17 protein-coding genes, 1 other RNA gene and 1 pseudogene are annotated in these 23,485 nt (G+C 71.3%); 10 read left to right on the top strand and 9 right to left on the bottom strand.

Features of this window, described 5'->3' with window-relative positions; genetic code table 11:
* The first annotated feature begins 164 nt into the window (after positions 1–164).
* The 4 genes and pseudogenes from WME90_RS31015 to WME90_RS31000 all read left to right on the top strand — a co-directional run bounded on the left by WME90_RS31015 (position 165) and on the right by WME90_RS31000 (position 3,350).
* Entirely contained in the window at positions 165–1,598 is a 1,434-nt protein-coding gene (locus WME90_RS31015; protein ID WP_437275638.1) for a DUF6986 family protein, read from the top strand.
* 56 nt (positions 1,599–1,654) lie between these two features.
* Positions 1,655–1,996, top strand: coding sequence for a hydroxyisourate hydrolase (gene uraH / locus WME90_RS31010; RefSeq protein WP_437275637.1), 342 nt, complete (start codon positions 1,655–1,657; stop codon positions 1,994–1,996).
* A gap of 114 nt (positions 1,997–2,110) precedes the next feature.
* Positions 2,111–2,476, top strand: a pseudogene (locus WME90_RS31005) (formylglycine-generating enzyme family protein); the annotation flags it as partial.
* Between the two features lie 436 nt (positions 2,477–2,912).
* On the top strand, positions 2,913–3,350 hold the full coding sequence (locus tag WME90_RS31000) for a CHRD domain-containing protein (RefSeq protein WP_437275636.1): 438 nt from the start codon (positions 2,913–2,915) through the stop codon (positions 3,348–3,350).
* A 102-nt stretch (positions 3,351–3,452) separates the two neighbouring features.
* On the opposite strand, the gene WME90_RS30995 is transcribed toward WME90_RS31000, so the two are convergent.
* From WME90_RS30995 to WME90_RS30985, 3 genes are all read right to left on the bottom strand, one after another.
* Positions 3,453–5,006 carry an allantoicase gene (locus tag WME90_RS30995; protein ID WP_437275635.1) on the bottom strand — a complete coding sequence of 518 codons (1,554 nt, stop codon included), beginning with the start codon at positions 5,004–5,006 and terminating at the stop codon, positions 3,453–3,455.
* Positions 4,985–6,340, bottom strand: a complete 1,356-nt coding sequence (gene allB, locus WME90_RS30990) for an allantoinase AllB (protein WP_437275634.1) — start codon at positions 6,338–6,340, stop codon at positions 4,985–4,987. The genes WME90_RS30995 and allB overlap by 22 nt, the downstream gene beginning before the upstream one ends.
* Positions 6,341–6,470: 130 nt before the next feature.
* Entirely contained in the window at positions 6,471–7,349 is an 879-nt protein-coding gene (locus tag WME90_RS30985; RefSeq protein ID WP_437275633.1) for an MBL fold metallo-hydrolase, read from the bottom strand.
* Between the two features lie 358 nt (positions 7,350–7,707).
* On the opposite strand from WME90_RS30985, the gene WME90_RS30980 reads away from it, so the two are divergent.
* On the top strand, positions 7,708–8,535 hold the full coding sequence (locus WME90_RS30980) for a DUF3025 domain-containing protein (protein ID WP_437275632.1): 828 nt from the start codon (positions 7,708–7,710) through the stop codon (positions 8,533–8,535).
* Between the two features lie 88 nt (positions 8,536–8,623).
* Positions 8,624–9,328, top strand: a complete 705-nt coding sequence (locus WME90_RS30975; protein WP_437275631.1) for a glutathione S-transferase family protein — start codon at positions 8,624–8,626, stop codon at positions 9,326–9,328.
* A 14-nt stretch (positions 9,329–9,342) separates the two neighbouring features.
* Here the strand turns inward: WME90_RS30975 and WME90_RS30970 are convergent, their stop codons facing one another.
* Together WME90_RS30970 and metH are read right to left on the bottom strand one after the other, a co-directional pair.
* On the bottom strand, positions 9,343–10,149 hold the full coding sequence (locus tag WME90_RS30970; RefSeq protein ID WP_437275630.1) for a class I SAM-dependent methyltransferase: 807 nt from the start codon (positions 10,147–10,149) through the stop codon (positions 9,343–9,345).
* A 145-nt stretch (positions 10,150–10,294) separates the two neighbouring features.
* Positions 10,295–14,044 (bottom strand): methionine synthase, encoded by a 3,750-nt coding sequence (gene metH / locus WME90_RS30965; RefSeq protein WP_437275629.1) that lies wholly within the window; start codon positions 14,042–14,044, stop codon positions 10,295–10,297.
* Between the two features lie 581 nt (positions 14,045–14,625).
* Here metH and erpA point away from each other — a divergent pair.
* Together erpA and WME90_RS30955 are read left to right on the top strand one after the other, a co-directional pair.
* Positions 14,626–14,949: an iron-sulfur cluster insertion protein ErpA gene (erpA, locus tag WME90_RS30960; RefSeq protein ID WP_012238498.1), complete on the top strand. Its 324-nt coding sequence runs from the start codon at positions 14,626–14,628 to the stop codon at positions 14,947–14,949.
* Between the two features lie 466 nt (positions 14,950–15,415).
* Complete coding sequence (locus tag WME90_RS30955; RefSeq protein WP_012238497.1) at positions 15,416–16,267, top strand: sigma-70 family RNA polymerase sigma factor; 852 nt, start codon at positions 15,416–15,418, stop codon at positions 16,265–16,267.
* A 71-nt stretch (positions 16,268–16,338) separates the two neighbouring features.
* On the opposite strand, the gene rnpB is transcribed toward WME90_RS30955, so the two are convergent.
* The 3 genes from rnpB to proC all read right to left on the bottom strand — a co-directional run bounded on the left by rnpB (position 16,339) and on the right by proC (position 18,839).
* Positions 16,339–16,803: RNase P RNA component class A (gene rnpB / locus WME90_RS30950), an RNA gene on the bottom strand.
* 182 nt (positions 16,804–16,985) lie between these two features.
* Entirely contained in the window at positions 16,986–17,597 is a 612-nt protein-coding gene (locus WME90_RS30945) for a hypothetical protein (RefSeq protein WP_437275628.1), read from the bottom strand.
* A gap of 384 nt (positions 17,598–17,981) precedes the next feature.
* Positions 17,982–18,839, bottom strand: a complete 858-nt coding sequence (gene proC / locus WME90_RS30940; protein ID WP_437275627.1) for a pyrroline-5-carboxylate reductase — start codon at positions 18,837–18,839, stop codon at positions 17,982–17,984.
* Between the two features lie 244 nt (positions 18,840–19,083).
* Between proC and WME90_RS30935 the strand changes: the two genes are divergently transcribed.
* Entirely contained in the window at positions 19,084–20,577 is a 1,494-nt protein-coding gene (locus tag WME90_RS30935) for a Do family serine endopeptidase (RefSeq protein WP_437275626.1), read from the top strand.
* A gap of 63 nt (positions 20,578–20,640) precedes the next feature.
* Here WME90_RS30935 and WME90_RS30930 read toward each other — a convergent pair whose 3' ends face one another.
* A complete protein-coding gene (locus WME90_RS30930) occupies positions 20,641–21,876 on the bottom strand; it encodes a lysylphosphatidylglycerol synthase transmembrane domain-containing protein (RefSeq protein WP_437275625.1) in 1,236 nt (411 codons plus the stop codon).
* A gap of 320 nt (positions 21,877–22,196) precedes the next feature.
* Here WME90_RS30930 and WME90_RS30925 point away from each other — a divergent pair, with 320 nt between their 5' ends.
* Positions 22,197–23,321: a 6-phosphofructokinase gene (locus WME90_RS30925; protein ID WP_437275624.1), complete on the top strand. Its 1,125-nt coding sequence runs from the start codon at positions 22,197–22,199 to the stop codon at positions 23,319–23,321.
* Positions 23,322–23,485: the final 164 nt, after the last annotated feature.

Raw genomic sequence — 23,485 nt, 5'->3', positions numbered from 1 at the left:
GCGCCGGGGCGCGCTTCACGCCGCCGTTGCGCGCGCAGCGCTCCTCGCGCTCGCTCGAGCGGCGCGGCCCGCAGCATGGCGCCTCCTCGCGAGGAGCGCGAGCGCTACTTGACGTGCCGAATCAGGCGGCATCTCGTGTGCGCTCACCCTGCTGAAGGCACACCATGTTCCAGACGAGCCTCTCCTCCGAAGCGCTGCGCTGCGCGCTCTCGCGCCTCCGCGACGGGCGTCCTGTCTTCGACCACACCGGCGGGCGCCAGCCGATCCATACCGTCTACGGCGGTGCCCACCTGTTCAAGGCCGACACCGCCCGGAAGCTCGGGGCGGTGGCGCTCCGCGCCGTCGAGGAGCACGCGCCCGACTTCGCCGCCTTCGCGCGGGCGATCGGCCTGCCGGGGGCCGAGGGGCTCCCGGAGGGGCGCGCCGACGCCCTCGCGCTCGCGGCCGCGATCGAGGCGGGCGGAGGCGCGGCCGAGGGCGGCTTCGGGCCGGCGCGGCTCGCGCATGCGGTGTACGCGCGCGTGCTCGACAAGCTCCGCAGCGAGCCCGTGGAGGACCTGCGCATCGATTTCGAGGACGGGTACGGCGTGCGCCCCGGCCACGAAGAGGACGCGCACGCCGCGGCCGCAGCGCGCGAGGTCGCCCTCGGCATGGCCGCGGGCGGCCTGCCTCCGTTCCTCGGGATCAGGATCAAGCCGCTCGGCGACGGGTGCGCCGAGCGGAGCCTGAGGACGCTCGACGTCTTCTTCTCCGCGCTCGCCGCCGCGTCGGGCGGCGCGCTCCCGCCCGCCTTCGCGGTGACGCTGCCGAAGGTGGTCGCGCCCGAGCAGGTCTCCGCGCTGGCCGACGCCCTCGACGCGCTCGAGAGCGCGCTGCGGCTGCCGACCGGCTCGATCCGGATCGAGCTGATGGTCGAGACGCCCGCCTCGATCATCGGTCCTCGCGGGGAGATCGCGTTGCCCGGGCTTGTCGAGGCGGCCCGCGGGCGGTGCGTGGCGGCGCACTTCGGCGCGTACGATTACACGGCGAGCTGCGAGATCACGGCCGCTCACCAGCACCTCGCCCACCCGGCGTGCGACTTCGCGAGGCACGTGATGCAGGTCTCCCTGGCCGGCTCGGGGCTCTGGCTCTCCGACGGTGCGAGCAACCTCCTGCCCGTGGGGCCGCACCGCGTGCGGCCCGGCGGCGCGCCGCTCACGCCGCAGCAGAGCGAGGAGAACCGGCGCGCGGTCGTGGGCGCATGGCGGCTGAAGTACGGGCAGGTGCGCCGCGCGCTCGAGAGCGGCTACTACCAGGGCTGGGACCTCCACCCCGCGGAGCTCCCGGTGCGTTACGCCGCCACCTACGCGTTTTTCCTGGAGGGCGTCGAGGCGGCCGCCGCTCGGCTGCGGAGCTTCGTCGAGCGGGCCGCCCAGGCGACCGTCGCTGGTACGGTGTTCGACGACGCCGCGACGGGGCAGGGGCTCCTGGGCTTCTTCCTGCGCGCGATCGGCGCGGGGGCGATGACGGAAGGCGAGGCGGTGGAGAGGACGGGCCTCACGCCGGACGAGCTCAGGGGCCGATCGTTTCAGGCCATCGTGGCGCGCCGGAGCGCGTGATAGGAGAGCAGCGGAGTGGACCGGTTCGCGGAGAGCCCGAGCGGCGAGGAGGACCGATGAGCGCGATCACGACGCACGTGCTGGACACGTCGCGGGGCTGCCCGGCGAGGGGCGTGCTGGTGGTGCTGGAGGTCGGCGACGGCGACGGCTACCGGGAGGTCGGACGCGGCACGACGGACGATGACGGTCGGCAGAGAGGCCTGCTCCCGCCCGGCGAGCGGCCCATCCAGGGACGCTACCGTCTCACGTTCCACACCGGCGCCTATTACGCGGCGCTCGGACACGAGAGCTTCTATCCCACGGTGTCGATCCTCTTCGAGGTCCGGGACCCGGCGCAGCACCATCACGTTCCGCTGCTCCTCAGCCCTTATGGCTACACGACGTACCGCGGCAGCTGAGCGCGTGTCCGCGCGAGAGCGTCGTCCCATCCACCGGGAGCGCGCGAGCGCGCCGCCGCGTTCGCCTTCTGCGCCTGGGACGGCGGGAGGCTCCCGACAGAGGCGGAGTCGAACTTCGCGTCGGCCGGAGGGAGCGAGCAGCGGACGTATCCGTGGGGCAACGCGTTTCCGAACTCGACATACGCCGTGTTCGACGTGACGGGCAGCGCGGTTGTCGGATCGAAATCACCGAGGGGGGACGCTCGGTGGGGGCAGGCCGATCTCGCTGGGAACCTGTGGGAGTGGACCCTGGACTTCGAGGGGACATACCCCCAGCCGTGCCGTGATTGCGCGAACGTCGAGCGCGGCTCCGCGTGGGTGATCCGCGGCGGCAGCTGGTGGCAGCCCGAAGGGGACGACATCTCCAGTCGCCTGCGGGACGGCTGGGACCCGGCCGATGTGACGGACGCCCTCGGGTTTCGCTGCGCGAGGCAGCTATAGCGCAGGCGGCCCTTGTGGGCGCCTGCGCGGTGAGGCGCCGTTCAGGGCGAGATGAGGTAGATGACCGAGAAAGCCACGAAGAGCGTCGTGAATGCGAGCGCGATGAGCTTGGGCATCGTCCAGTCGTTGTTGTCGGTCTTCGAGATCTCTGTGCTCATCGTGTGCCTCCGCTGCGCGCCCCGCGCGCGCCCGTCTCGTGGCAGAAGGCGGGCTCGTCGTCAACCCTGAGCCCTGGCCGCAACGGGCCGGGCGTGCTCATGCGGATTCCTCCGCCGCTGCTCCGGCCGCGCTCGCGATCCGTCGTGTCCGTCGCGGCAACCTCGCCGCTCGAGCGATCGGCCGACGTGCGGGGCGGCATGTGCGGCGTGGACGGCGTCGTCTTTGCTCTTCGTGGCGCCCTCGCATCGCGCATCCCCGTGATGTGCAGGAGGGAGACATGCAGCACCTCACGATGTTCGTATCGGGCGCCGTCGTCCTCGCGACGTCGCTGGCGCGCGCGGCGTTGCCTGAGCGCCCGGTCGGTTTGCTCACGGCGGCGCTGACGGGGCGAGACGAGGTGCCCGGCGCCGGCGATCCGAAGGGGAGCGGCACCGCCCGCGTCACGCTCGATCTCGATCGAGGTGAGGTCTGCTTCGACCTCGCGGTGGCCGGCATCGCGCCAGCGACCGCGGCGCGCATCCAGGAGGGCTCCGGCGGCGGCGCGGGCCGCGCGATCATCACGCTGATGCCGCCGACCGGCGGCAGCTCCAGCGGCTGCGTGAGCGCGGCCCGCGACGACCTGAGCGCTTTGCTCGGCGATCCGGAGAGGTATTACGTCGCCGTGCGCACCGCCGATTTCCCGGACGGCGCGCTGCGAGGCCAGCTCTCCCGCTGATCGCCCGACGCTCGGACGACCCGACCGCTCGGACAGGATGCGCCGGCGCCGACGCGCCCCTCGCGCTTCGAGCTCACGCCTCGGGGCGGCGCCCCCCTGGATCTAGCCGCCCCACAGCAGCTTCTTCAGCCGGATCGCCGTGATCTTCCGCTGCTCGTCCGCGGCGATGGGCAGCTCCTGCTCCGGCGTGTGCTCGAGCCGCGCGCGCAGCGTCTCCAGCATCTCGTCAGCGCTCTTGCCCGTGGCGCAGACGATGTAGATGAAACCGAATTTCTCGTCGTAGGCGCGGTTCAAGCGCGCGAGCTCCTCCCGCGTCTCGCGCGCCGCGGCGCTCATCCCCGCCTGTTCCTGGCTGGAGAAGCGCCGCGCCGTCGCGCTCGCCTCCGCGGCCTCCGCCTGCGGCCTGGTCTCTCCGATGCGGGGGTGCGCGCGGAACGCCTCGAGCCAGTCCTCCGGGGCGAGCCGCGCAAAGGCCTGCGCCGCCGCCGCGGAGAGGTGCTCCTCGCCGCGGAACGGCCGCGCAGCCGCCACCTGCGACGCCCACGCCGACGAGCCGCACGCCACGCGGAGCTCCGCCTCGGCCTCCGGCTCCGTGAGCGCGTCGAGCCAGCGGAGCCGCTGCTCGGCCGCGCCGCTCCGGGTCGCCTTGCCGAAGATGCGGAGCCGGCTCACGCCGCCGTCAGGATAGATGTTCAGGCGCACGTGCGTGAACGGCCCCGCCGCGCGGAGCTCTTCCTCGAAGAGGTGGCGCGTGTGCGCCTGCAGCTTCGTCCGCGGCACGATCTCCAGCCAGTCGGCCGCGCCGGCGAGCTCCGCCGCGGAGCGTCCGGCCGCGTCGATCCCCTCGATCATGCAGCTGTCGGGGTAATTGCCCTTGAAGTGGTTCGTGTCGACCTCGATCCGCGCGATCTCGCCCTGAGCCGCGAGCGCCACGAGCGCCCAGTCGTACCCGGGCCCCCTCCGGCGGCGCGTCTCCCAGCCGTCTCCCATGTTCGCCGCGCGGCCGGGCATGATGAGGTTGTGGCGAACCCCGAAGAACATGTCGCTGCACGAGAGCACGCGCCCTCCGTTCTCCGCGGCCGCGAGGTCGATCTCCGCGCCCGCGCGGCCCTGCCGGCGAACGTCGGGGAGGGCATCGCCGTGCACCCGGAGCCGCGCCACCCCGCCGTCCGGGTAGATGTTCAGGCGGAGGTGCGTGAACCGGGAAGAGCAGCTCAGCTCGAACGCGTTCTGCGAGTCGCCGGCCAGCGGCGAGCGCGGCAGGATCTCGACCCAGTGGGTCCGCGGGTCGAGCAGCTCCTCGACCGGCGCGTCGGTCCGCGCCGCGCACGCCTCGATGGAGCAGTGCTCGGGGTAATTGCCCCGGAAGAACGCCGTATCGACGATGACCCCGCGGACGATCCCGGGCAGCCCCAGCCGGACGAGCGCCCAGTCGAACCCGGGAGTCCTGCGCCTGCGCGTCTCCCAGCCATCCATCCACTTCCCGCGATCTGTGTACTCGTGCTCCAGGAACACCGCCTTTCCTGGCTTGAGCAGGTTCTCTTTCGGCGCGAAGAACTCGTCGTTCGCCGCGAGCACCGCGCCGCCCAGGCGCTCCGAGGCCAGATCGAGCGCCTCCGCGAACGCCGGCCCCGTCACCCCTCTCGCTTCAGCCATCGCCCTCTCGCCTCCGCGGGGAAGCTCCCGCGCTCATAGACCTTCTCGCCGCGAAGGTAGGTGGCCTGGACGGCGCCGTGGAGCTCCTCTCCGGCGTACGGCGTCACCTTGTGCCGGTGCTGGAGGATCGGCGGCTCGACCCGGAAGGTCACCTCGGGATCCCAGATCACCAGATCGGCGTCGAACCCGCGCGCGATCTCCCCCTTGCGGCGCAGCCCGGCGAGCCTCGCGGGCCCCCGGCACAGCCAGGTCGAGAGCCGCTCGAGCGGGATGCCCCGGCGGCGGGCGTCGGTCCAGACGATCGACAGGCCGAGCTGCAGGCTCGAGATCCCGCCCCAGGCGGCGTCGAAGTCGCCGGCTTCGAGCCGCTTGAGCTCGGGGGTGCACGGGGAGTGATCGGAGACGACGAAATCGATGAGGCCGCCCGCGAGCGCCGCCCAGAGCTCCTCGCGGTTCTGCCGCTCCCGGATCGGCGGAGCGCACTTGAAGGGCGTCGCGCCGTCCGGGATCTCCTCGGCGGCGAAGTGCAGGTAGTGCGGCGTCGTCTCGGCGGAGAGCGCTGCGCCTCCGTCGCGCGCCCGCCTCAGGAGTTCGAGCGCCGTGGCCGACGAGAGGTGGACGACGTGCGCCGCAGCGCCCGTCGCCTGGCAGAGCGACGCGAGCAGGGCGATCGCCTCGTCCTCCGCCTCGCGCGGGCGCGAGCGCAGGTAGGCGGCGTACGTGCGCGGATCGAGGCCGGCGATCGCCGCGCGCGCCGCGTCGATGGGGCCAGGGAGCTCGGCGTGGACGAGCAGCGGCGCCCCCGTGCCCGCGAGCACCGCGAGCGCCGCCCGGAGGTCCGCCTCGGCGACGTGGCCGAACTCCGCCACGCCCGAGTCGACCATGAAGCACTTGAAGCCGAGCGCGCCGGCCTCGAGCAGCGGAACCAGCTCTCCGGCGTTGCCCGGGACGGCGCCGCCCCAGAAGCCCACGTCGACGAGGCACCGGCCCTCCGCCGCGCGCGCCTTCTTCTCGAGGTGCGCGACCGTCGTCGTCGGCGGGATGCTGTTGAGGGGCATGTCGACGAGCGACGTGACGCCGCCCGCGGCCGCGGCGCGCGTCGCCGTCTCGAAGCCTTCCCATTCGGTCCGCCCCGGCTCGTTGATGTGCACGTGCGCATCGACCAACCCGGGCATCACCACCGCGCCCTGGGCGTCCACGACGGGGCAGCCCTCCGGCACCTCGTCGTAGCCAGCGACGGAGACGATGGTGCCGCCCTGGATGTGCACGGAGGCCGGCCGCACGGCGCCCCCGGTGACCACCCGCAACCCGCGAACGATGAGGTCCGGCGTCATCAGGGGCGCGATGGTACCACGGCGCCCGGCGGACCGAGGCGGGCCGCTCGTCGAGGCGGTCGCCCGCCTCCGCGCCCTGAAGCGCGGGCCCACCTCCACCCTTCGAAGCGCGCGCTCGCCCGCGCCCGCTTCACCCCCTCTTCATGCGATCGATGAGCTCGGCGAGCTCGGCGCGCATGGCGTCCTCGGAGGGCGCGCGGTACCGGCGGAGGTGGCCGGGAAGGACCCACGTGAACCGGTGCTGGAGGAGGCGCTCCATCGAGCGGATCTGCTCCGCCCAGGAATACCAGCAGACCTCGCGCGAGGCGTCGAGGCGCCCGAGCTCTCCGGAGAAGAAGAGATGATCCCCGCTGAAGAGGTATCGGTCCCGGAGGAGGAGGGCGACGCTGCCCCGCGTGTGGCCCGGGACGGGGATCAACGTGAGATCGGGCGCGAGGGCCACGGGGTCGAGCCCCTGGATCTTCACCTCGGCGAGCGCTGTTCCGTCCTCCACGTCGCCCTCGTGGATCACGCGATCGCACCCGAAGGTGTCGTGGAAGATCCGGTGATCGGCGACGTCGTCACGGTGGGTGAGCACCATTGTCCGGACGCCGCCGAGCTCGCGGATGCGCTTCAGGAGCGGCCTGGCGGCGCGGGGCGAGTCGACGAGCACGTTGCCCTGGGGTCGCCGGATGAGGTAGCTCGCCGCGCCATAGGAGGACGACGAGGTATAGCCGCAATAATAGACATCCTCCTCGATCGGCTCGGGGAAGGCGAGGGTGGCGGCGGCCATACCCCCCGGCGCGGCCGTGCCGATGGACGCCGTGGGGCACGACACGAGCGCCATGGCCACGCGGAGGTGCTCGCCCGGCGTCGCGGGCTGGCGAGCGACGATGCTCTGCTCGACGGCGGGCTCGCGCGCGAACACCGAGGGGGCGATCTGACGGCACACGTCGCAGTCGATGCACGACCGGTCGACGAAATAATCGCCGTGGACGTTCTCTGGCAAACGGTCTTCGAGGCGAGCCATCTCGTTATCTCAGGATGACACGCGGACGGCGGGCGTGGGGGCAGATCCGTCACGACAACGTCCATGGCGAACAGCGGATCTCCCGGCTTGGCGCAAATTCTCTTCGCCTGATGGTAGGATTTGGAGCTCTCGGAAACCGAGCAGGTGAAATAGGGAGTCTCGGGATACCAGCGCTTCGCTGTCCCGCTCAGGTGCGCTCGGTCCACAAGGGGCCTGCCGGGCGACCGGCAGGCCCTGGTCCCAGCACCCGGCCTCACGCGCGCCGAGCTTCCCGTCGTCGCCTCGCGCGCTCAGCGCGTCCTGGCGCCGCCTTGCGCGCAGCTTGAGCTCTCGCCGCTCCGCTCCTACGCTGCGCCGCGTGAGCGCCGCCGGCCGAGCTGCGCCGCACCCGAGCGGCGCATCAGGGAGCACCCCTGTCCCCTGGGAGCCGCTCTTCTACGAGAAGAGCCGGCTCTACTGGCCCATCCGTCCCCTGGCTGAAGCGTTCGCGGGGTGCGCCGGCTGGCCGCCGGTCGAGGACTACAACCGGGCGCTCGGCGAGGGGTTCCCCGTGCGCTTCGCGGAGCAGAGGCCGCGGCCGCGCCGGCGCGGGCGGCGCGGGCCCGTCGACCCCTCCGCCCTCTACGACGCGCGCATCCACGTCGAGGGCTGCGTGCCCACGCGTCCGAGGAACTGGCACGACTTCCTCAACATGCTTGTGTGGGCGGCGTTCCCGCGCGCAAAGGCGGAGCTCCACGCGCGCCAGCACCGGGCGATCGCCGCGCGCCTCCATCCCGGCGCAGAGGCGCTCCCTCCGGCGCGCACGCGCGAGCTGGACGGGCTCGCGCTCCTCGACGAGGGCGGGCTCCTGCTGCTCGCCGACACGCGCGCGGCGCCCCTCCTCGGCGACGCCTCCGATCTGCAGCGCTGCGCCGAAGAGGTTCGGGACGCCGTGCAGCAGGGTGAGGCCGCGGTGCTCGTCTTCGGCCACGCGCTGTACGAGAGCCTCCTCCAGCGCGGTCCGATGGTCTACGCGATGGTGCAGCCGATCGCGTGCGACGGCCCGCTGCCTGCCGCGCCGGCCGCGCTCGTGGCGCTGGCCGACGCGCGCCTCAGCGACGCGCTGCGGTCGCCCGACAGCTTCGCGCACCCGGAGCGCAGCGCGCGCCTCCCCCTCGACGAGCGCGTCCTGTGCCAGCGACGGTAAGTGACGGCCGCGGCGGAGGAGCGACGGCGCCCTGAGCGTGCGAGGGGCTTGCCGCGGCGTGCACATCGACCGGAAGATGGCCGCCGCCATGACAGCGATCCGACTCTACGATCTGCAGGTGCGGGATGACCGCCGGCCGAGCCCCTTTTGCTGGCGGATCAAGTACGCGCTGGCCCACAAGGGCCTTCCGTTCGACACCGTGCCGATCGGGCTCACGGACATCCCCGGGATCGCCGGCGGCGCGCACAAGACCGTGCCGATCATCGACGATGGCGGAGAGACCGTCTCCGACTCCTGGGCGATCGCGGACCACCTCGACAAGGCCTATCCCGACCGGCCGCGCCTCTTCGCCTCGCCGTCCGAGCGCGAGCTCTGCCGCTTCGTCGAGGCCAGCCTGTTCGTGAGCGCCGGCAGATCGCTCCTGATGAGTTACGTGAAGGACATCCACGACCACGCTCACGAGCGAGATCGCGCCTACTTCCGGCAGACCCGGGAGAAGCTGCTCGGCTCCACGCTGGAGGAGCTTGCCAGCGGCCGCGCGGAGCGGCTCGGCGCGGCGCGAGCCGGCTTCGATTCGGTCCGGCTCACGCTGAAGGGCGGCGCGCCGTTCCTCGCGGGGGCGCACCCCGGCTATGCGGACTACATCGTCGCGGGCCTCCTGCTGTGGGTGGGGTCGATCGCCACCGCCCCCTTCCTCAAGGTCGACGATCCCCTCCTCGTGTGGCTAGGCCGCGTCCAGGACCTCTACGGTGGCCTCGGCCGGAAGAGCCCGCTGAACGAGATCGCCGCCTGAAGGGCGCTTCGCTCTCAGGAGCGCCGCCGCGCAGCGAGCGCATAGACGAGCGGCAGTCGGCGCTCGAACTTCTTCATGCGGAACTGCCCGGGCGGTCCTTCCACCATGTCCGGAAAGATGTCGTAGGGCGACCAGTCGAGCTCGCGCAGGCGCTCCAGCGCGAGGCCCGCGTCGAGGAGCGCTGACACCACCGTCCCGATCCCGTGGTTGAAGCCGATCTCCTTCAGCGTCACGGGCGCGCTCCTGTCGGCATACGTCCCTGTCTGCTCGGTGGCGATCGGCTCCCCGTGTCCGTCGTACGCATAGGCGATCTGCTCGAACGCGTCGTCGAAGGTCCACACGAGCGGGTGGAACTCGACGAGGTGCAGGACGCCCCCGGGCTTCAAGCACGCAGCGGCCGCGCGCGCCCAGCGCGTCATGTCCGGGAGCCACCCGAGGACGCCGTACGAGGTGAAGACGATGTCGAACGTCTCGCCGCCGACGGCCCCGGGGGCGTCGTAGACGTTGGCCTCGACGAAGCGCGCGTCCACCGAGAGCTCCTGCGCCAGCGCGCGCGCCGCCGCGATGGCCTCGTCGGAGAGGTCCAGCCCGGTGACGCGCGCGCCCAGCCGCGCCCAGGAGAGCGTGTCCTGCCCGAAATGGCATTGCAGGTGGAGGAGCGTCTTTCCGCGCACGTCGCCGACCTGCTCGAGCTCGATCGGCTTGAGAGAGCTCGCGCCGGCCCGGAACGAGGCCAGATCGTAGAATTTCGAGGCCAGGTGCACGCGGGTGCGCGCGTTCCAGGCAGCGCGGTTCAGCGCGAACCAGTCAGCTTCGGACATGGGGATATCTCTATCACAACGTCCGTCGCGCGGGCCGCGTCGGGTCCCTGCTGCGCTCGGGCGCCGTCCCTGCGATGGAACGTGCGCTCCTCTGCTCATCGCCTCATCGCCGCATCCCTCCGCCGTCACTCGTTCACTTCGGCGCTCACCCCTCGACGGCGGCCTTGGGGTCATACCCCAGGTTCGGCGACAGCCACCGTTCCACCTCCTCGACCGTCATCCCCTTGCGCTTCGCGTAGTCCGCCACCTGATCCCTGCCAAGGCGCCCCACCATGAAATACCGCGCCTTCGGGTGCGCGAGGTAGATGCCGCTGACGCTCGCCGCCGGCGTCATCGCGCAGCTCTCCGTCAGCTCGATGCCGATCGACGGCGCGTCGAGCAGCGCGAACAGCTTGCGCTTCTCGGTGTGATCCGGGCACGCCGGATACCCGAACGCAGGCCGGATCCCCCGGTACTTCTCCTCGACGAGCTCCTCGTTGGTCAGCGCCTCTCCCGCGCCGTATCCCCAGTCCTTGCGCGCGCGCTGGTGGAGCAGCTCGGCGAACGCCTCCGCGAGCCGGTCAGCGAGCGCCTTCGCGATGATCGCGCTGTAGTCGTCCTTGTCCTTCTCGTACGCGCGCACGATCTCGTCGAGCCCGAGCCCCGCCGTCACCGCGAACGCGCCGACGTGATCGGCGAGCCCGCTCTCCCGCGGCGCCACGAAGTCGGCGAGCGACAGGTGCGGCCTTACCCCGCCCGCGGCCCTCTCGCCGCCGTCTCCGTCCTCCTCGGCGCCGCCCTGCCCCTTCACCTGCTGCTGGCGCAGCAGGTTGAACCGGAGGAGCTCCCGCTCCCGCGCCTCGTCCGCGTAGAGCACGATGTCCCGCTGCTCGCCGCTCGCGGGCCAGAAGCCGTAGACGCCCCGCGCCTCGAGCAGGCGGCCATCGATGATCCGCTGCAGCACCTTCTGCGCGTGATCGAACAGCTCGCGCGCCGCCTCGCCGTACTGCGGGTGCTCCAGGATCTGCGGGAACGGCCCCCGGAGCTCCCAGGCGGTGAAGAAGAACGTCCAGTCGATGTACCTCGCGATCGCCGAGAGCGACACGTCGTCCACCACGCGGCGCCCCGTGAACGACGGCCTCGCGATGTCCTCGGGCCGCCACGCGATCTCGAGCCGCCCCCCGTCCGCCGCGGCGAGCGTCACGAGCGGCTTCGCCCGCTTCCTCGCGAAGAGCTCGCGCAGGCGGGCCTGCTCCTCCCGGTTCCGCGCGTCGAAGGCCGGCCGGTTCGCCTGATCGAGCAGGCTCGACACCACGCCCACGGCCCGCGACGCGTCGAGCACGTGGACCACGGTCCCGCTGAGCTCCGGCGCGATCTTCACCGCCGTGTGCTGCCGGCTCGTCGTCGCCCCCCCGATGAGCAGCGGCAGCCGGATGCCCCGCCGCTCCATCTCGCGCGCCACGCTGACCATCTCGTCGAGCGAAGGCGTGATGAGGCCGCTCAGCCCGATCATGTCGGCGTCCTCGCGGAGCGCCGTCTCCAGGATCCTGTCCTGGGGCACCATCACGCCGAGGTCGATCACCTCGTAGTTGTTGCACCCGAGCACCACGCCCACGATGTTCTTGCCGATGTCGTGCACGTCGCCCTTCACGGTCGCCATCACGATCTTCCCCTGCGACGACGAGCCCCCGGCGGCGTTCTCGGCCTCCATGAACGGCAGGAGGTACGCGACGGCGCGCTTCATCACGCGGGCGCTCTTCACCACCTGCGGCAGGAACATCTTCCCCGCGCCGAACAGCTCGCCGACGATCTTCATCCCGTCCATCAGCGGCCCCTCGATGATGGAGAGCGGCTTCGCGTACCTCTTCCGAGCCTCCTCCACGTCGGCCTCGATGAAGTCCACGAGCCCCTTCACGAGCGCGTGCGACAGCCGCTCCTCGACCGGGCCGTCGCGCCAGGCGAGGTCGAGCTCCTTCTTCTTGCCCTTGCCCTTCACCTGCTCGGCGAACTCGACGAGCCGCTCGGTCGCGTCCGGGCGCCTGTTGAAGAGGACGTCCTCCACCCGCTCGAGCAGGTCCCTCGGGATGTCCTCGTAGACCGCGAGCTGCCCCGCGTTCACGATGCCCATGTCCATGCCGGCCCGGATCGCGTGGTACAGGAAGGCCGAGTGCATCGCCTCGCGGACGACGTTGTTTCCGCGAAACGAGAACGACAGGTTCGACACGCCGCCGCTCACGCGCGCCCCAGGGCAGGTCGCCTTGATGATCCGCGTCGCCTCGATGAAGCTCTTGGCGAAGTCGTTGTGCTCCTCGATCCCTGTCGCGATCGCGAGGATGTTCGGGTCGAAGACGATGTCCTGCGGATCGAAGCCGGCCTCCTCGGTGAGCAGCTTGAACGCGCGCTGGGAGATCGCGACCTTGCGCTCCACCGTCTCGGCCTGGCCGATCTCGTCGAAGGCCATCACCACGACCCCGGCCCCGTAGCGCCGGATGGCGCGCGCCTTCTTGAGGAAGTCCTCCGGCCCCTCCTTGAGGCTTATCGAGTTGACGATCCCCTTGCCCTGGATGCACTTGAGCCCCGCCTCGAGGACCGACCATTTCGAGCTGTCGACCATGATCGGGATGCGGGCGATCTCGGGCTCGGTGGCGACGAGGTTCAGGAAGGTCGTCATCGCCTGCTCGGAGTCGAGCATGCCCTCGTCCATGTTCACGTCGAGGATGTTGGCCCCGCCGCGCACCTGATCGAGCGCGACCTCCAGCGCGGTCGTGAAGTCGCCCTTCTTGATGAGCTCCATGAACCGGGCCGAGCCGGTCACGTTGGTCCGCTCGCCGATCATCAAGAAGTTCGTGTCGGGCCGGATGACGAGCGTCTCCAGGCCGGCGAAGCGCCCGAATCCGTCGCGCTCCGCGGGCACGGGCCGCGGCCTCAGCTCGGCCGTCGCCCGGGCGATCGCGCGGATGTGGTCCGGCGTCGTCCCGCAGCAGCCGCCGACGATGTTCACGAGCCCGCTCTCCGCGAACTCCGCGAGCTGCCGCGACGTCGTCTCCGGGAGCTCGTCGTACTCGCCGAACGCGTTGGGGAGGCCCGCGTTCGGGTAGCAGCTCACCCGCGCCCGGGCGAGCTTCGCGAGATCCACGAGGTACGGGCGCATATCGCTCGCGCCGAGGGCGCAGTTGAGGCCGACGCTGAGCGGGCTCGCGTGCTCCACGCTCGTCCAGAAGGCGTCGATCGTCTGGCCGGAGAGCGTCCTGCCGCTCCTGTCGGTGATCGTCACGCTGAGCATGATCGGCAGGCGCCGCCCCTTCTCGGCGAAGACCTCCTCCATCGCGACGAGGCACGCCTTCATGTTCAGCGTGTCGAGGAACGTCTCGGCGAGGATCACGTCGACCCCCCCGTCGACGAGCCCGCGCACCTGCTCGGCGAACGCCCGCTGCAGCTCATCGAAGCTGACGGCGCGGAACGACGGGTCGTTCACGCTCGGCGAGATCGACAGCGTCTTCGGCGTCGGCCCCATCGAGCCCGCGACGAAGCGCGGCTTGCCGGGCGTGCGCGCCGTCCACGCGTCGGCCGCCTTCCGGGCGATCTGCGCCGCGGTCAGGTTGATCTCGTAGGCGAGCGGCTCGAGCCGGTAGTCGGCCTGGGCGATCGAGGTGCCCGTGAAGGTGTTCGTCTCGATGATGTCGGCGCCGGCGTCGAGGTATGCGCCGTGGATCTCGGCGATGACGTCCGGCCGCGTCAGCACGAGGAGATCGCTGTTGCCCTTGAGGTCGATCGCGTGATCGCGGAAGCGCTCGCCGCGGTAGTCGGCCTCGCCCAGGCGGTAGCGCTGGATCATCGTGCCCATCGCGCCGTCGAGGCACAGGATCCGGTGTTCGAGGAGCTCTTCGAGGCGCGCGGGGCGTTCGCTTCCGTTCATGGCTCTGCTCATCTGCTGGGCTTCTTTCCCGTGGGTGTTGCGGCCGCAGGGCAACCGTTCTGCTGCGCGAGCCGGGTGGCCCGGGGCCCGACGTCGCCAGGCTTGCGGTCCGGGTGGCGGGCGAGGCCGGTCTCACGCGGCGGGTGTGGATCGAGGTTTTTAATCCGCTAATTCGGATTAACAGATTGAAACCTGCCGGGCCTACCAGCCGGAGTCAAGCGTCGGCTGTGAGCGGGCGATGGCGGCGGTCCTGACCGCGGGCTCATCTGTCGACTTCGCGGCGCTGCGACGCGGCTGGATGAACGGCCGGCTTGTCGCGCCTGGGCGCACGGGCGGGGCGCACCGCGAGCTGGCGGCCCCACCTGGACGAATGGACGGCCAGGGTGCCGCCCGACGCCGCTCCGGCTGAGGCACTGGCGGACATCGCTGAAGGTGCGTATCCTTGGCGAGCCCTGAGCACCCCACCCCAGGGCACGGCCGGCCGGGCTCACCGCAGGGTTCGCCCTCCAGCGGGGCGAGCGCCCCCCTCGAGATAGGACCTGCCGTCCCCGCCCGACAAAGTACGTAGAGGAGATTCCAGGATGATCACGATCACGCAGAAGGCAGCCGAGAAGGTGATGGAGATCGCGACCGCGGAGGAGCTGCTGGGGCAAGGGTTGCGCCTGCGCGTCGTGGGCGGCGGGTGCGCGGGCTTCTCGTACGATCTGTATTTCGAGGACAAGCCGACGGAGTTCGACGAGGAGTTCGAGGACAGGGGCATCAAGCTCTACATCGACCCGCTGAGCTTCCAGTACCTGGACGGCACCGAGATCGACTACGTGGAAGGCCTCCACGGCTCGGGCTTCAAGTTCAGCAACCCGTCGGTGAAGAGCACCTGCGGTTGCGGCTCCTCGTTCTCCGTCTGATTCCGTCAGATTCCGTTTAATTTCATCTGAATCTGCGGAACGGTCGCCCGGCGCTCTTCCTGAGCGCCGCTTCCGTCCTGGCTCGCGCCGCTCGTCGCTGGAGCGGCCGACGCGAGATGCACACGGGCCGCGTGAGCGCGTCTGCCCGGAGCATCGCGATCTTCCTGGCTCTCTAGCGCCTTCGGTTTGCCTCGTCGTTCGCTCGGGTGAGCCTGAGGCGCGTGCGCCAGCGCTTCGCAGCCATGGTGTACAAGCTGCCCGCCCGGGGCGGCATGCCAGCTGCATCGCAGCCTGGGTGGGCTGCTCTCTTCGGAATCTCGAACCAACCACTTCGGCGGCAAGTGCCGGCGAGGCGATCAACGCGATCGAGGTCCGGCTCCGGCCGGCCTCGACAGCAGGAGCCGAGGTCCGGCGTTGGCCGGCCTCATCAACCGAACCGGGGTCTTCGGACCTCGAAGGAAACCCTGTGCAAACGTCCCGAGATCAGGCCAGCGCAGTTTCGCGCTACATCACGCATGTTCGGCAGATCCCGGAGCTGTCGCGCGAGGAAGAAGTCGAGCTCGCTCGACGGTGGCGGGACCATGGCGACGAGCAGGCCGCAGCTGCGCTCGCGCTCGCAAACCTGAGGCATGTTGTCTCGATAGCGATCAGCTACCGGCGTTACGGGATCCCGCTCGCCGACCTCATCGCCGAGGGAAACTTCGGGATCGTCCACGCGATCCGCAAGTACGACCCCGACCGCGGGAACCGCTTCGTGACCTACGCGGCCTACTGGATACGGGCGTACATCTTGAACCACGTCATTCACTCGTGGAGCCTGGTCGGCGTGGGTTCGGGCCCGCTCCGGTCGAAGATGTTCTTCCGGTTGCGGCGGGAACGGGCGCGCATCGCCGGCCTCGTGGGGGAAGGGGAGGAGGGGGATCGGCTCCTGGCCGAGAAGTTCGGCGCGCCCGCGGAGAAGGTGCTGGAGATGGCCCACCGGCTCGAAGCCCGGGACGTCTCGCTCGACACGAAGGTGTTCGAGGACGGCGCCCGGTCGCTTGTCGACACGCTGCCCGCGGACGATCAGGACCAGGAGGAGCGCTTCTCCCGCGCCGAGGAAGGGGCGCTGCTCCGGGAGCGGCTGACGCAGGCGGTGGAGAACCTGGACCCGCGCGAGCGGTACATCGTCGAGACCCGGATGATGGCGGATCCCGAGGAAGAGCTGTCGCTCGCCGAGATCGGGCGCCGCCTGGGCGTGTCCCGCGAGCGGGCTCGGCAGCTCGAGGCGCGCGCCAAGAAGAAGCTGCGCGACCGCCTCCAGCCGCTGGCAGCGTAGCGACTTGCCACAGGTGAGCGGCGGGCGAGCACAGCACAAAAGCACGAAGCCCCGCCGGGGCGGAGCTTCGTGGTCGCAGGAGACGTAAGCCGAGTTCTGTTGCGCGGGGAGTCGCCCCCCTCGCGCTGGCGATCATTCCTCTAGGACGCGCGTCGCCACGCGCCTCAAGCAGCCAACCCGGAGGCTTGGGGCGGGCAGCCCTTGCCGCGCCGGCTGTCGCCGTCGCGGACGCCTCCCTACGCGGCCTTGCTCCAGGTGGGGTTTGCCGTGCCGCCCTTGTTGCCAAGGGCGCGGTGGGCTCTTACCCCGCCGTTTCACCCTTGCCGCGCGGCGAGCCAGCGGAGGTTCGGAGCTCGGCCCATCCGGGCGGGAGGCTCCTCGCCCTCGCGAAGCGCGCGGCGCGGCGGTCTGTTCTCTGTTGCACTTTCCTCGAGATCACTCTCACCGGGCGTTACCCGGCACCCTGCCCTGTGGAGCTCGGACTTTCCTCCCGCGGACGGGTCTCCCCGGCCGCCGGCGATCGCCTGTCCCGCTGCGACGCGGCGAACATAGTCAAGAGCAGGCAGGACGCCAACACCCGATGGCGGAGAAGCGCAGGCGCGAACGGCGCGGAGCCATCGTGAGGGGAAGGCGTCCTCGCGTGCGCGCGCGGGACGGCCGCGCGGCTCCCGCGCGAGCGGGGAGGCGCGGCGCGAAGCGACGCCTCCCCGAGGCCGGCTCACTGGGCGATGCAGACCGGGGAGCTCTCCCCGATATGCGGGCAGTGCGCCACCGCGAGGGCCGCGGCCTCCGTCAGGTGATAGAGGCGGCAGGCGAGGGTGTCGCCCATGCTGCCGGGCCCGGTGTAGGGGGCCGCGTTATCGAACCCGGCGGCCTCCGCGTCGCAGGCCGCCTTGTCCGCGTAGACCTCGGGGCACGCCGCAGGCGCGACCTCGCAGAACGTCTCGATCGCGGTGCCGCAGACGTCGCCGCCGCTCGGACCCGCATGGATGCAGTGCGTCGGCGCGTCCGTCTTTGCCGCATCGGCGTGGTACGCGCGGCAGGCGAGCGAGTTGCCCGTCGTGTCGCCCGCGGTCCCCTCGGGGAGATTGGCGCAGAACGCTTCACAGGATGCCTGGTTGCTGTATTGAGCGCCGTCGCCACTACAGTTCGCCATGATCGCCGTGCAGTACGTGGAACAGCTGACCTCGGGCGCGCTGCCGCCGCCGCCATCGCCGCCTGTGCTGGAGCTCGTGGTGGCGCCGCTGCCGCCGTCTCCATCGTCGCCGCAGCCAGGGAGCGCGACGAACACCGTCAACATGCCTGCAAGGAAAAATCGTAGTGTCTGCATGATATGAAGAGTCTTGCCTTCCGCTCTCGGGGTCAAGCTTCGCGGCGATATGCCGGATGAGGTCTGTCGCGAGCGTCGTTCGACTGGGTCGAATCGGCGAGGTGACACTGCACCTGATGCGGTTCGCGAGAAGTAGGGACGAACCAGAGAGCGAGAGAAGAAGCAGGGACGAACCAGAGAGAAAGAGTTCGAACCGAGTCCATGGCGGCAGCGCATGGGGATCTCGATCGAACGCGGCCTCGATGTGGCCGACGTCTCAGCGGGGCGTGAGCGGGAGCGCTGTCGGGATACCGGGTGAAACGCGCTTCGTGTGGCGTGTTTGCTCAGCGTGCCTCGTGGACACACCGCCTCTCGGCAGAGATAGCAAACGCTCCGCCAGGGCGTTCAGGTGCGGCGGAGCTTCTGCGCCATCTGGGCGCCCAGCTCGGCCGAGCGGTTGGAGGCCGCCTCGACCGCGTCGATCAAGGTGCGGCGGAGGCCGCCCGCCTCCAGCGTGTGGAGACCTGCGATGGCCGTGCCGCCGGGGCTCGTCACCATGTCCTTCAGGCGGCCAGGGTGCTCGCCGGTCTCGAGCTGGAGCTTCGCGGCGCCGTACACCGTCTGCGCCGCGAGCAGCAGCGCCGCGTCCCGGCCGAGGCCGACCTTCACGCCGCCGTCCGCGAGCGCCTCGATCATCAGCATGACGTAGGCGGGGCCGCTGCCCGACAGGCCGGTCACCGCGTCGAGCAGCGACTCGTCGAGCACGACGACGCGGCCGACCGCCTGGAACAGGGTCCGCGCGATCTCGACGTCCTCGCTCGTGGCGTGGCTCCCGGCGGCGATCGCCGTGGCGCCGGCGAGCGCGATCGCCGCGGTGTTCGGCATGCTGCGGATGACGCGCGCGCCCTCGGGCAGGCGCGCCTCGATGGCGTCGATCGGCACGCCGGCCGCCACCGAGATCACGACGTCCGAGCGGCCGAGCCCCGACGAGATGGGGGCGAGGATGCGATCGACGATCTGCGGCTTGACGGCGATGACGAGGACGTCGGCCCACTGGCAGAGCGCCTCGTTGTCCTCCGTGGTCTCGATGCCATAGCGCCCATGGAGGAACGAGAGCCGATCGCTCTTGAGATCGCTCGCGCGGATCTGCTCCGCGCCCACGGCGCCGCCCTGAACCAGGCCTCGGATGAGCGCCTCCGCCATATTCCCGCCGCCAAGAAACCCGATCTTGCGCCCTCGCAGCAGACCCTCATCGCTCCGCATCGCTCGCCTCCAGGAGCGCGCACCCTAGCAGCCTTGACGAGCGCGCGGCTCAAATCTCGACGGACACCGCCGCGCGGCGGCGTGCGCCAGGGACGGGCGGGCAGGCGCGCGGGACCCGCCCGGACCGAGGCGAGCGCTCTTGTCGGCTTGGCCTGCGGCGTTATTGGTGCGGCGGAATGAACGCAGTCGGTCCCATGTTCGAGCATCGCAGGACGGGACCTTTGGAGTGCCCGACGGAGATTCCATGATTCAAGCGGTTTCCTATCGCTCTCGCGCTTCGGCCTTCGCGCTGCTCTCGGCGGCGGCGCTGGCCATTGGTGGCTGCGGTCAACAGGCCCACGCCGCGCCTCCTTCCACCCAAGCCGCCGCCGCCTCGCCGCAGGCCGCGGCGCCGCCGGTGTCGACCGTGACGCTCCCGCCGCCGGCGGCGCCGGTGCCGGCCACCTTCGATGTCGCCGCCCTGTCCGAGCGGGTCAGGCCGATGGTCGTCAACATCACGACGACACACGAGGCCGATGGGCCCGAGGGGCTCGACCCCTTCCAGTTCTTCTTCGGCCCGCAGGGGGGCGGCCGGATGAATCCCCGGGGGGGCGGCCCGCGGCCGACGCAGACGGCGCTCGGGACCGGCTTCATCATCGACCCGAACGGCTACGTCGTGACGAACGAGCACGTCATTCACGAGGCGTCCGGCGTCCGCGTGCGGCTCGCCGACGAGCGGGAGTTCGACGCCGAGGTCGTCGGCCGCGATCCCAAGCTCGATCTGGCGCTCCTCCGCCTGAAGGGCGCGAGCGGCTTGCCGGTGGCGCCGCTCGGCGCGAGCGAGCAGCTGCGGGTCGGCGAGCACGTGCTCGCGGTAGGCAACCCCTTCGGGCTCGGGCACACGGTCACGCTCGGCATCGTCAGCGCGAAGGCGCGCGCGATCGGCGCGGGGCCCTACGACGACTTCATCCAGACCGACGCCTCGATCAACCCGGGCAACAGCGGCGGTCCGCTGTTCAACTGGCGGGGCGAGGTCGTGGGCATCAACACCGCGATCCGCGCGGGCGCGAACGGGATCGGCTTCGCGATCCCCGTCGACGCGCTGAAGGACGTGCTCCCGCAGCTCCGCGAGAAGGGCTTCGTCGAGCGCGGCAAGCTCGGCCTCCTGTTCCAGCCCGTCACGCGCGATCTCGCCGCCGCGCTCCAGCTCGACGGGCCGCGGGGCGCGCTCGTCGCCGAGGTCGAGCCGGGCGGCGCTGCCGCGCGCGCCGGCATCAAGCCGGGCGACGTGATCGTGAACGTGAACGGCGTCCCCATCAACCACGCCGAGGAGCTGCGGCGCAACGTGGCGCGCAACGCGCCTGGCTCCCAGATCGCGGTGACGGTGGTGCGCGCCCAGAAGCGGCAGGAGATCGTGGCCAAGCTGGACGCGCTGCAGGACGAGGAGGGCGACGCGGCGGGCCGCGAGCGGCCGAGCCAGGGCGCACGGCCCGAGCGACAGCAGAGCGCCGAGAAGCTCGGCGTCCAGGTCTCCGAGGCCCCCGGCGGCGGGGTGCGTGTCGACGGGTTCGCGTCGGGCAGCAACGTCCAGGAGATCGAGGTGGGCGACGTGATCCTCGAGGTGAACGGCGCCCCTGTGAAGGATGTCGCCAGCCTCCGCGCGGCCGTCGCCAAGCTCAAGGACGGGTCCGTCGCCCTCCTCAAGGTGCGGCGCGGGAAGCTCGTCCAGTTCGCGGCCGTGCCCGTCCCCGCGCGCTGATCCTGCGCCAAGCGCGACCGGCGCGGCGGGCGTGAGCCCGACCGCGCCAGCCCCTCTTCCGCGTCACCCCATCCCTCGCTGCCGGTCGGCGGTCTCCTCCTCGCGGAGCGGCGCGCTCTCGCTCGCGGCGCGCGCCGCCTCCTCGAGCGCGCGCTTCTCCGCCTCTGTCTGCTTCACGCGCTCCTCGAGCACGTCGGTGCCGAGATAGCGGAAGACGTAGAGCCCTCCGACGAACATGCAGAGGAACAGGGTGAGCACGCGCCAGAGGACGACGTACGGCACGACGAACGCTCCCTGGACCCAGGGCGACATGAGCGCGTTCGAGCCGAGCTCGGCGACGCCGCTCGCGCCGGGCGTGGGGGTCATGTAGAGCGCGAAGTTGAGCAGCGCCTGGATCAGGACGACCTGCACGATCGGCGGGCCTACCGCGACGAACGTCGAGGGCGTGGTCGGAATACCGAGCCCGAGCAGGATGAAATAGGCGACGGCGAACCGCGAGCAGAAGAAGCCGAACGTGAGCAGCAGCGCGGCGGCGTAGGCGCGCTTGCCCCGGCGCATGTAGATGCGGAAGCCCTGGTGGAACTCGTCCACGCTCCGCAGCAGGCGCGCGGTCGTTGTGCCGGGCCTGGCGAGCGCGGCCTCGGCGCTGGCCCGCAGCCGGGGCACGCGCCGGGCGCACAGCAGGGCGGCGCGCAGGAGCTTCCCGAGCGGCACCGACAGCGCGCGGACGATCCCCTTGAGGAGGGGCGGGTAGGCCGCCGCGATGATCAGCGCGACGAGCGCCGCGCCGAACATGGCGACGGTGAACAAGAGCAGCCACTCGATCTCCTGGCCCGCCTGCAAGACCAGCATCCCGCTCTGCTGCAACGTGAAGATGACCAAGGCGGAGAGGAGAAAGAAGGTGATCGTGCACGAGGCGGTGAGCAGCTCCGCCGTGGCCACGTCGACGAGCCGCATCCCGCCGTGCACGAGCACGGCGGCCTGCGACGGCGCAGCGCCTGCCTGCCCAGGGGTCACCCCGGCGCAGAACATCAGCACGAACTCCGAGGTCACCGCGGTACGGACGCGGAGCTCGGGCCAGAGCACGCGCCCGAGGGTCCAGATCCTGAGGCCCCCGAACAGGCCTTCTTGCAGCGCCAGCACGGCGCCGACGAGCAGCCAGCCCGGGCGCACGTGCGCGAACGCGGCGGCGAGGCTCGCCTGCTTGTCGTGGATCTCGCGGTAGAGCACGTACGCGAACGACGCGAGCGTGAGCGTGACGATGATCTGGATGCCTCGGATCAGGGTGGCGCGGTTCATACAGGGGCGCGCAGCCGGGGTGATCGCGTGCGCACGCCCCTATACCCTGCCGCCGGCGCTCGCGGCCGTCATGCCTGCGCTGCTCCGGATCGACGCCCTCCCCGGGGCGGCCCCGACCACACGACGCGCGCCGGGTGCGAAGGGCGCTTCGCGCAGGGCTCCTCACCTCGGCGCGCGCGCCCGGCTCGTCCACGCGCCGCGTTCGGGGCCGTCCGTCGTCGCGGCGCCGTCGCATCGCCGCGCACGTCCGCGCCTTTCGAGCCCGGGTCGAGGAGATGTCTATTGCGTCGCCGGGGGCGGCTCGCGATGCTGCGCGCGTCATGGCGGCACGAAAGATCGCTATCAGTACCGGCGGAGGCGACGCGCCGGGGCTCAACGCTGTGATCCGCGCGGCCACGCTCGGCGCGCTCGAGCGCGGCTGGGAGGTCTGGGGGATCCGGCAAGGCTACCGCGGGCTGCTCGAAGACGCTCCGGGCGGGCTCATCCGGCTGGATCGCGAGCAGGTCCGGGGCATCGCGCACCTCGGGGGCACCATCCTGGGCACCGCGAACCGCGGCGATCCGTTCCACTACCCGACGCCGGGCGAGCACGGGCTCGTGCCGCGGGATCGCTCCGACGATCTCGTGCGGCGGTTCCGCGCGGAGGGGTTCGATGCGCTCATCGCGGTGGGCGGCGACGGATCGATGCGGATCGCGCACCAGCTGCTCCAGCGCGGGCTGCCGCTCGTCATCGGCGTGCCGAAGACGATCGACAACGACGTCTGCTGCACGGACCTCACGTTCGGCTTCGACACGGCGGTCTCCATCGCGACCGAGGCGCTCGATCGGCTGCACACCACGACCGAGGCGCACGAGCGGATCATGGTCGTGGAGGTGATGGGGCGGCACGCGGGCTGGATCGCGCTCAACGCCGGGATCGCCGGCGGAGCCGACGTCATCCTGATCCCGGAGATCCCGTTCCGGTTCGAGCCGATCGCCGAGAAGATCCGCCAGCGGGAGTCGCGGGGGCGGCGCTTCTCCATCGTGGTGGCGGCCGAGGGGGCGTACTCGCAAGGGGGTGAGCTGATCATCAAGGACGCGGGCGACGCCTTCCGCCGCACCGCCGTCCTCGGGGGCGTGGCCGAGCGCGTCGCCAAGGAGCTCGCGGCCTGCACGGGCAAGGAAGCGCGCTCGATGGTGCTCGGTCACCTCCAGCGGGGCGGCGGACCCACCACGGCGGATCGCTTGCTCGCCCTCCGCTTCGGCGCGGCCGCGGCGCGCTTCCTCGTCGAGGATTGCGGCAGCGGGATGGTGGCGCTGCGATCGAACCAGATCGAGCTGGTCCCCCTCGAGGAAGTCGCCGGCAAGACGAAGACGGTGCCGCTCGATTCGGACGCGGTCGTCACGGCCCGTGAGATGGGCCTGTGCTTCGGAGACGAGCCGTCCGGCCACTTCGTCGCGCCCTGAATCGCCCTGTCGGGAGACGAGCGCGCGGGTCTCCCGCCGTCCGCCTCGCCCCTGCAAGAGCCATGTAGGGATGTGCGGTATCGCGCCCAGACTGGGCGATTTCCGCCGGGCGTGCCGTCGGCAGGATCGGCGGGCGGACGGCGGCCGCACGACTTGAGCTGCGC

Source organism: Sorangium sp. So ce375, from assembly GCF_051473855.1.
Taxonomy (GTDB): domain Bacteria; phylum Myxococcota_A; class Polyangia; order Polyangiales; family Polyangiaceae; genus Sorangium.
This window is presented reverse-complemented; position numbering and strand designations above follow the sequence as displayed.

What these genes read in the sequence shown, in the direction of transcription:
- WME90_RS30970 (WP_437275630.1), bottom strand. Translation starts at nt 10,149, where the DNA reads ATGTCCGAAGCTGACTGGTTCGCGCTGAACCGCGCTGCCTGGAACGCG.
- metH (WP_437275629.1), bottom strand. Translation starts at nt 14,044, where the DNA reads ATGAACGGAAGCGAACGCCCCGCGCGCCTCGAAGAGCTCCTCGAACAC.
- erpA (WP_012238498.1), top strand. Translation starts at nt 14,626, where the DNA reads ATGATCACGATCACGCAGAAGGCAGCCGAGAAGGTGATGGAGATCGCG.
- WME90_RS31015 (WP_437275638.1), top strand. Translation starts at nt 165, where the DNA reads ATGTTCCAGACGAGCCTCTCCTCCGAAGCGCTGCGCTGCGCGCTCTCG.
- WME90_RS30995 (WP_437275635.1), bottom strand. Translation starts at nt 5,006, where the DNA reads ATGGCTGAAGCGAGAGGGGTGACGGGGCCGGCGTTCGCGGAGGCGCTC.
- WME90_RS30985 (WP_437275633.1), bottom strand. Translation starts at nt 7,349, where the DNA reads ATGGCTCGCCTCGAAGACCGTTTGCCAGAGAACGTCCACGGCGATTAT.
- WME90_RS30945 (WP_437275628.1), bottom strand. Translation starts at nt 17,597, where the DNA reads ATGCAGACACTACGATTTTTCCTTGCAGGCATGTTGACGGTGTTCGTC.
- WME90_RS30925 (WP_437275624.1), top strand. Translation starts at nt 22,197, where the DNA reads ATGGCGGCACGAAAGATCGCTATCAGTACCGGCGGAGGCGACGCGCCG.
- WME90_RS30935 (WP_437275626.1), top strand. Translation starts at nt 19,084, where the DNA reads ATGATTCAAGCGGTTTCCTATCGCTCTCGCGCTTCGGCCTTCGCGCTG.
- proC (WP_437275627.1), bottom strand. Translation starts at nt 18,839, where the DNA reads ATGCGGAGCGATGAGGGTCTGCTGCGAGGGCGCAAGATCGGGTTTCTT.
- WME90_RS30975 (WP_437275631.1), top strand. Translation starts at nt 8,624, where the DNA reads ATGACAGCGATCCGACTCTACGATCTGCAGGTGCGGGATGACCGCCGG.
- uraH (WP_437275637.1), top strand. Translation starts at nt 1,655, where the DNA reads ATGAGCGCGATCACGACGCACGTGCTGGACACGTCGCGGGGCTGCCCG.
- WME90_RS31000 (WP_437275636.1), top strand. Translation starts at nt 2,913, where the DNA reads ATGCAGCACCTCACGATGTTCGTATCGGGCGCCGTCGTCCTCGCGACG.
- allB (WP_437275634.1), bottom strand. Translation starts at nt 6,340, where the DNA reads ATGACGCCGGACCTCATCGTTCGCGGGTTGCGGGTGGTCACCGGGGGC.
- WME90_RS30930 (WP_437275625.1), bottom strand. Translation starts at nt 21,876, where the DNA reads ATGAACCGCGCCACCCTGATCCGAGGCATCCAGATCATCGTCACGCTC.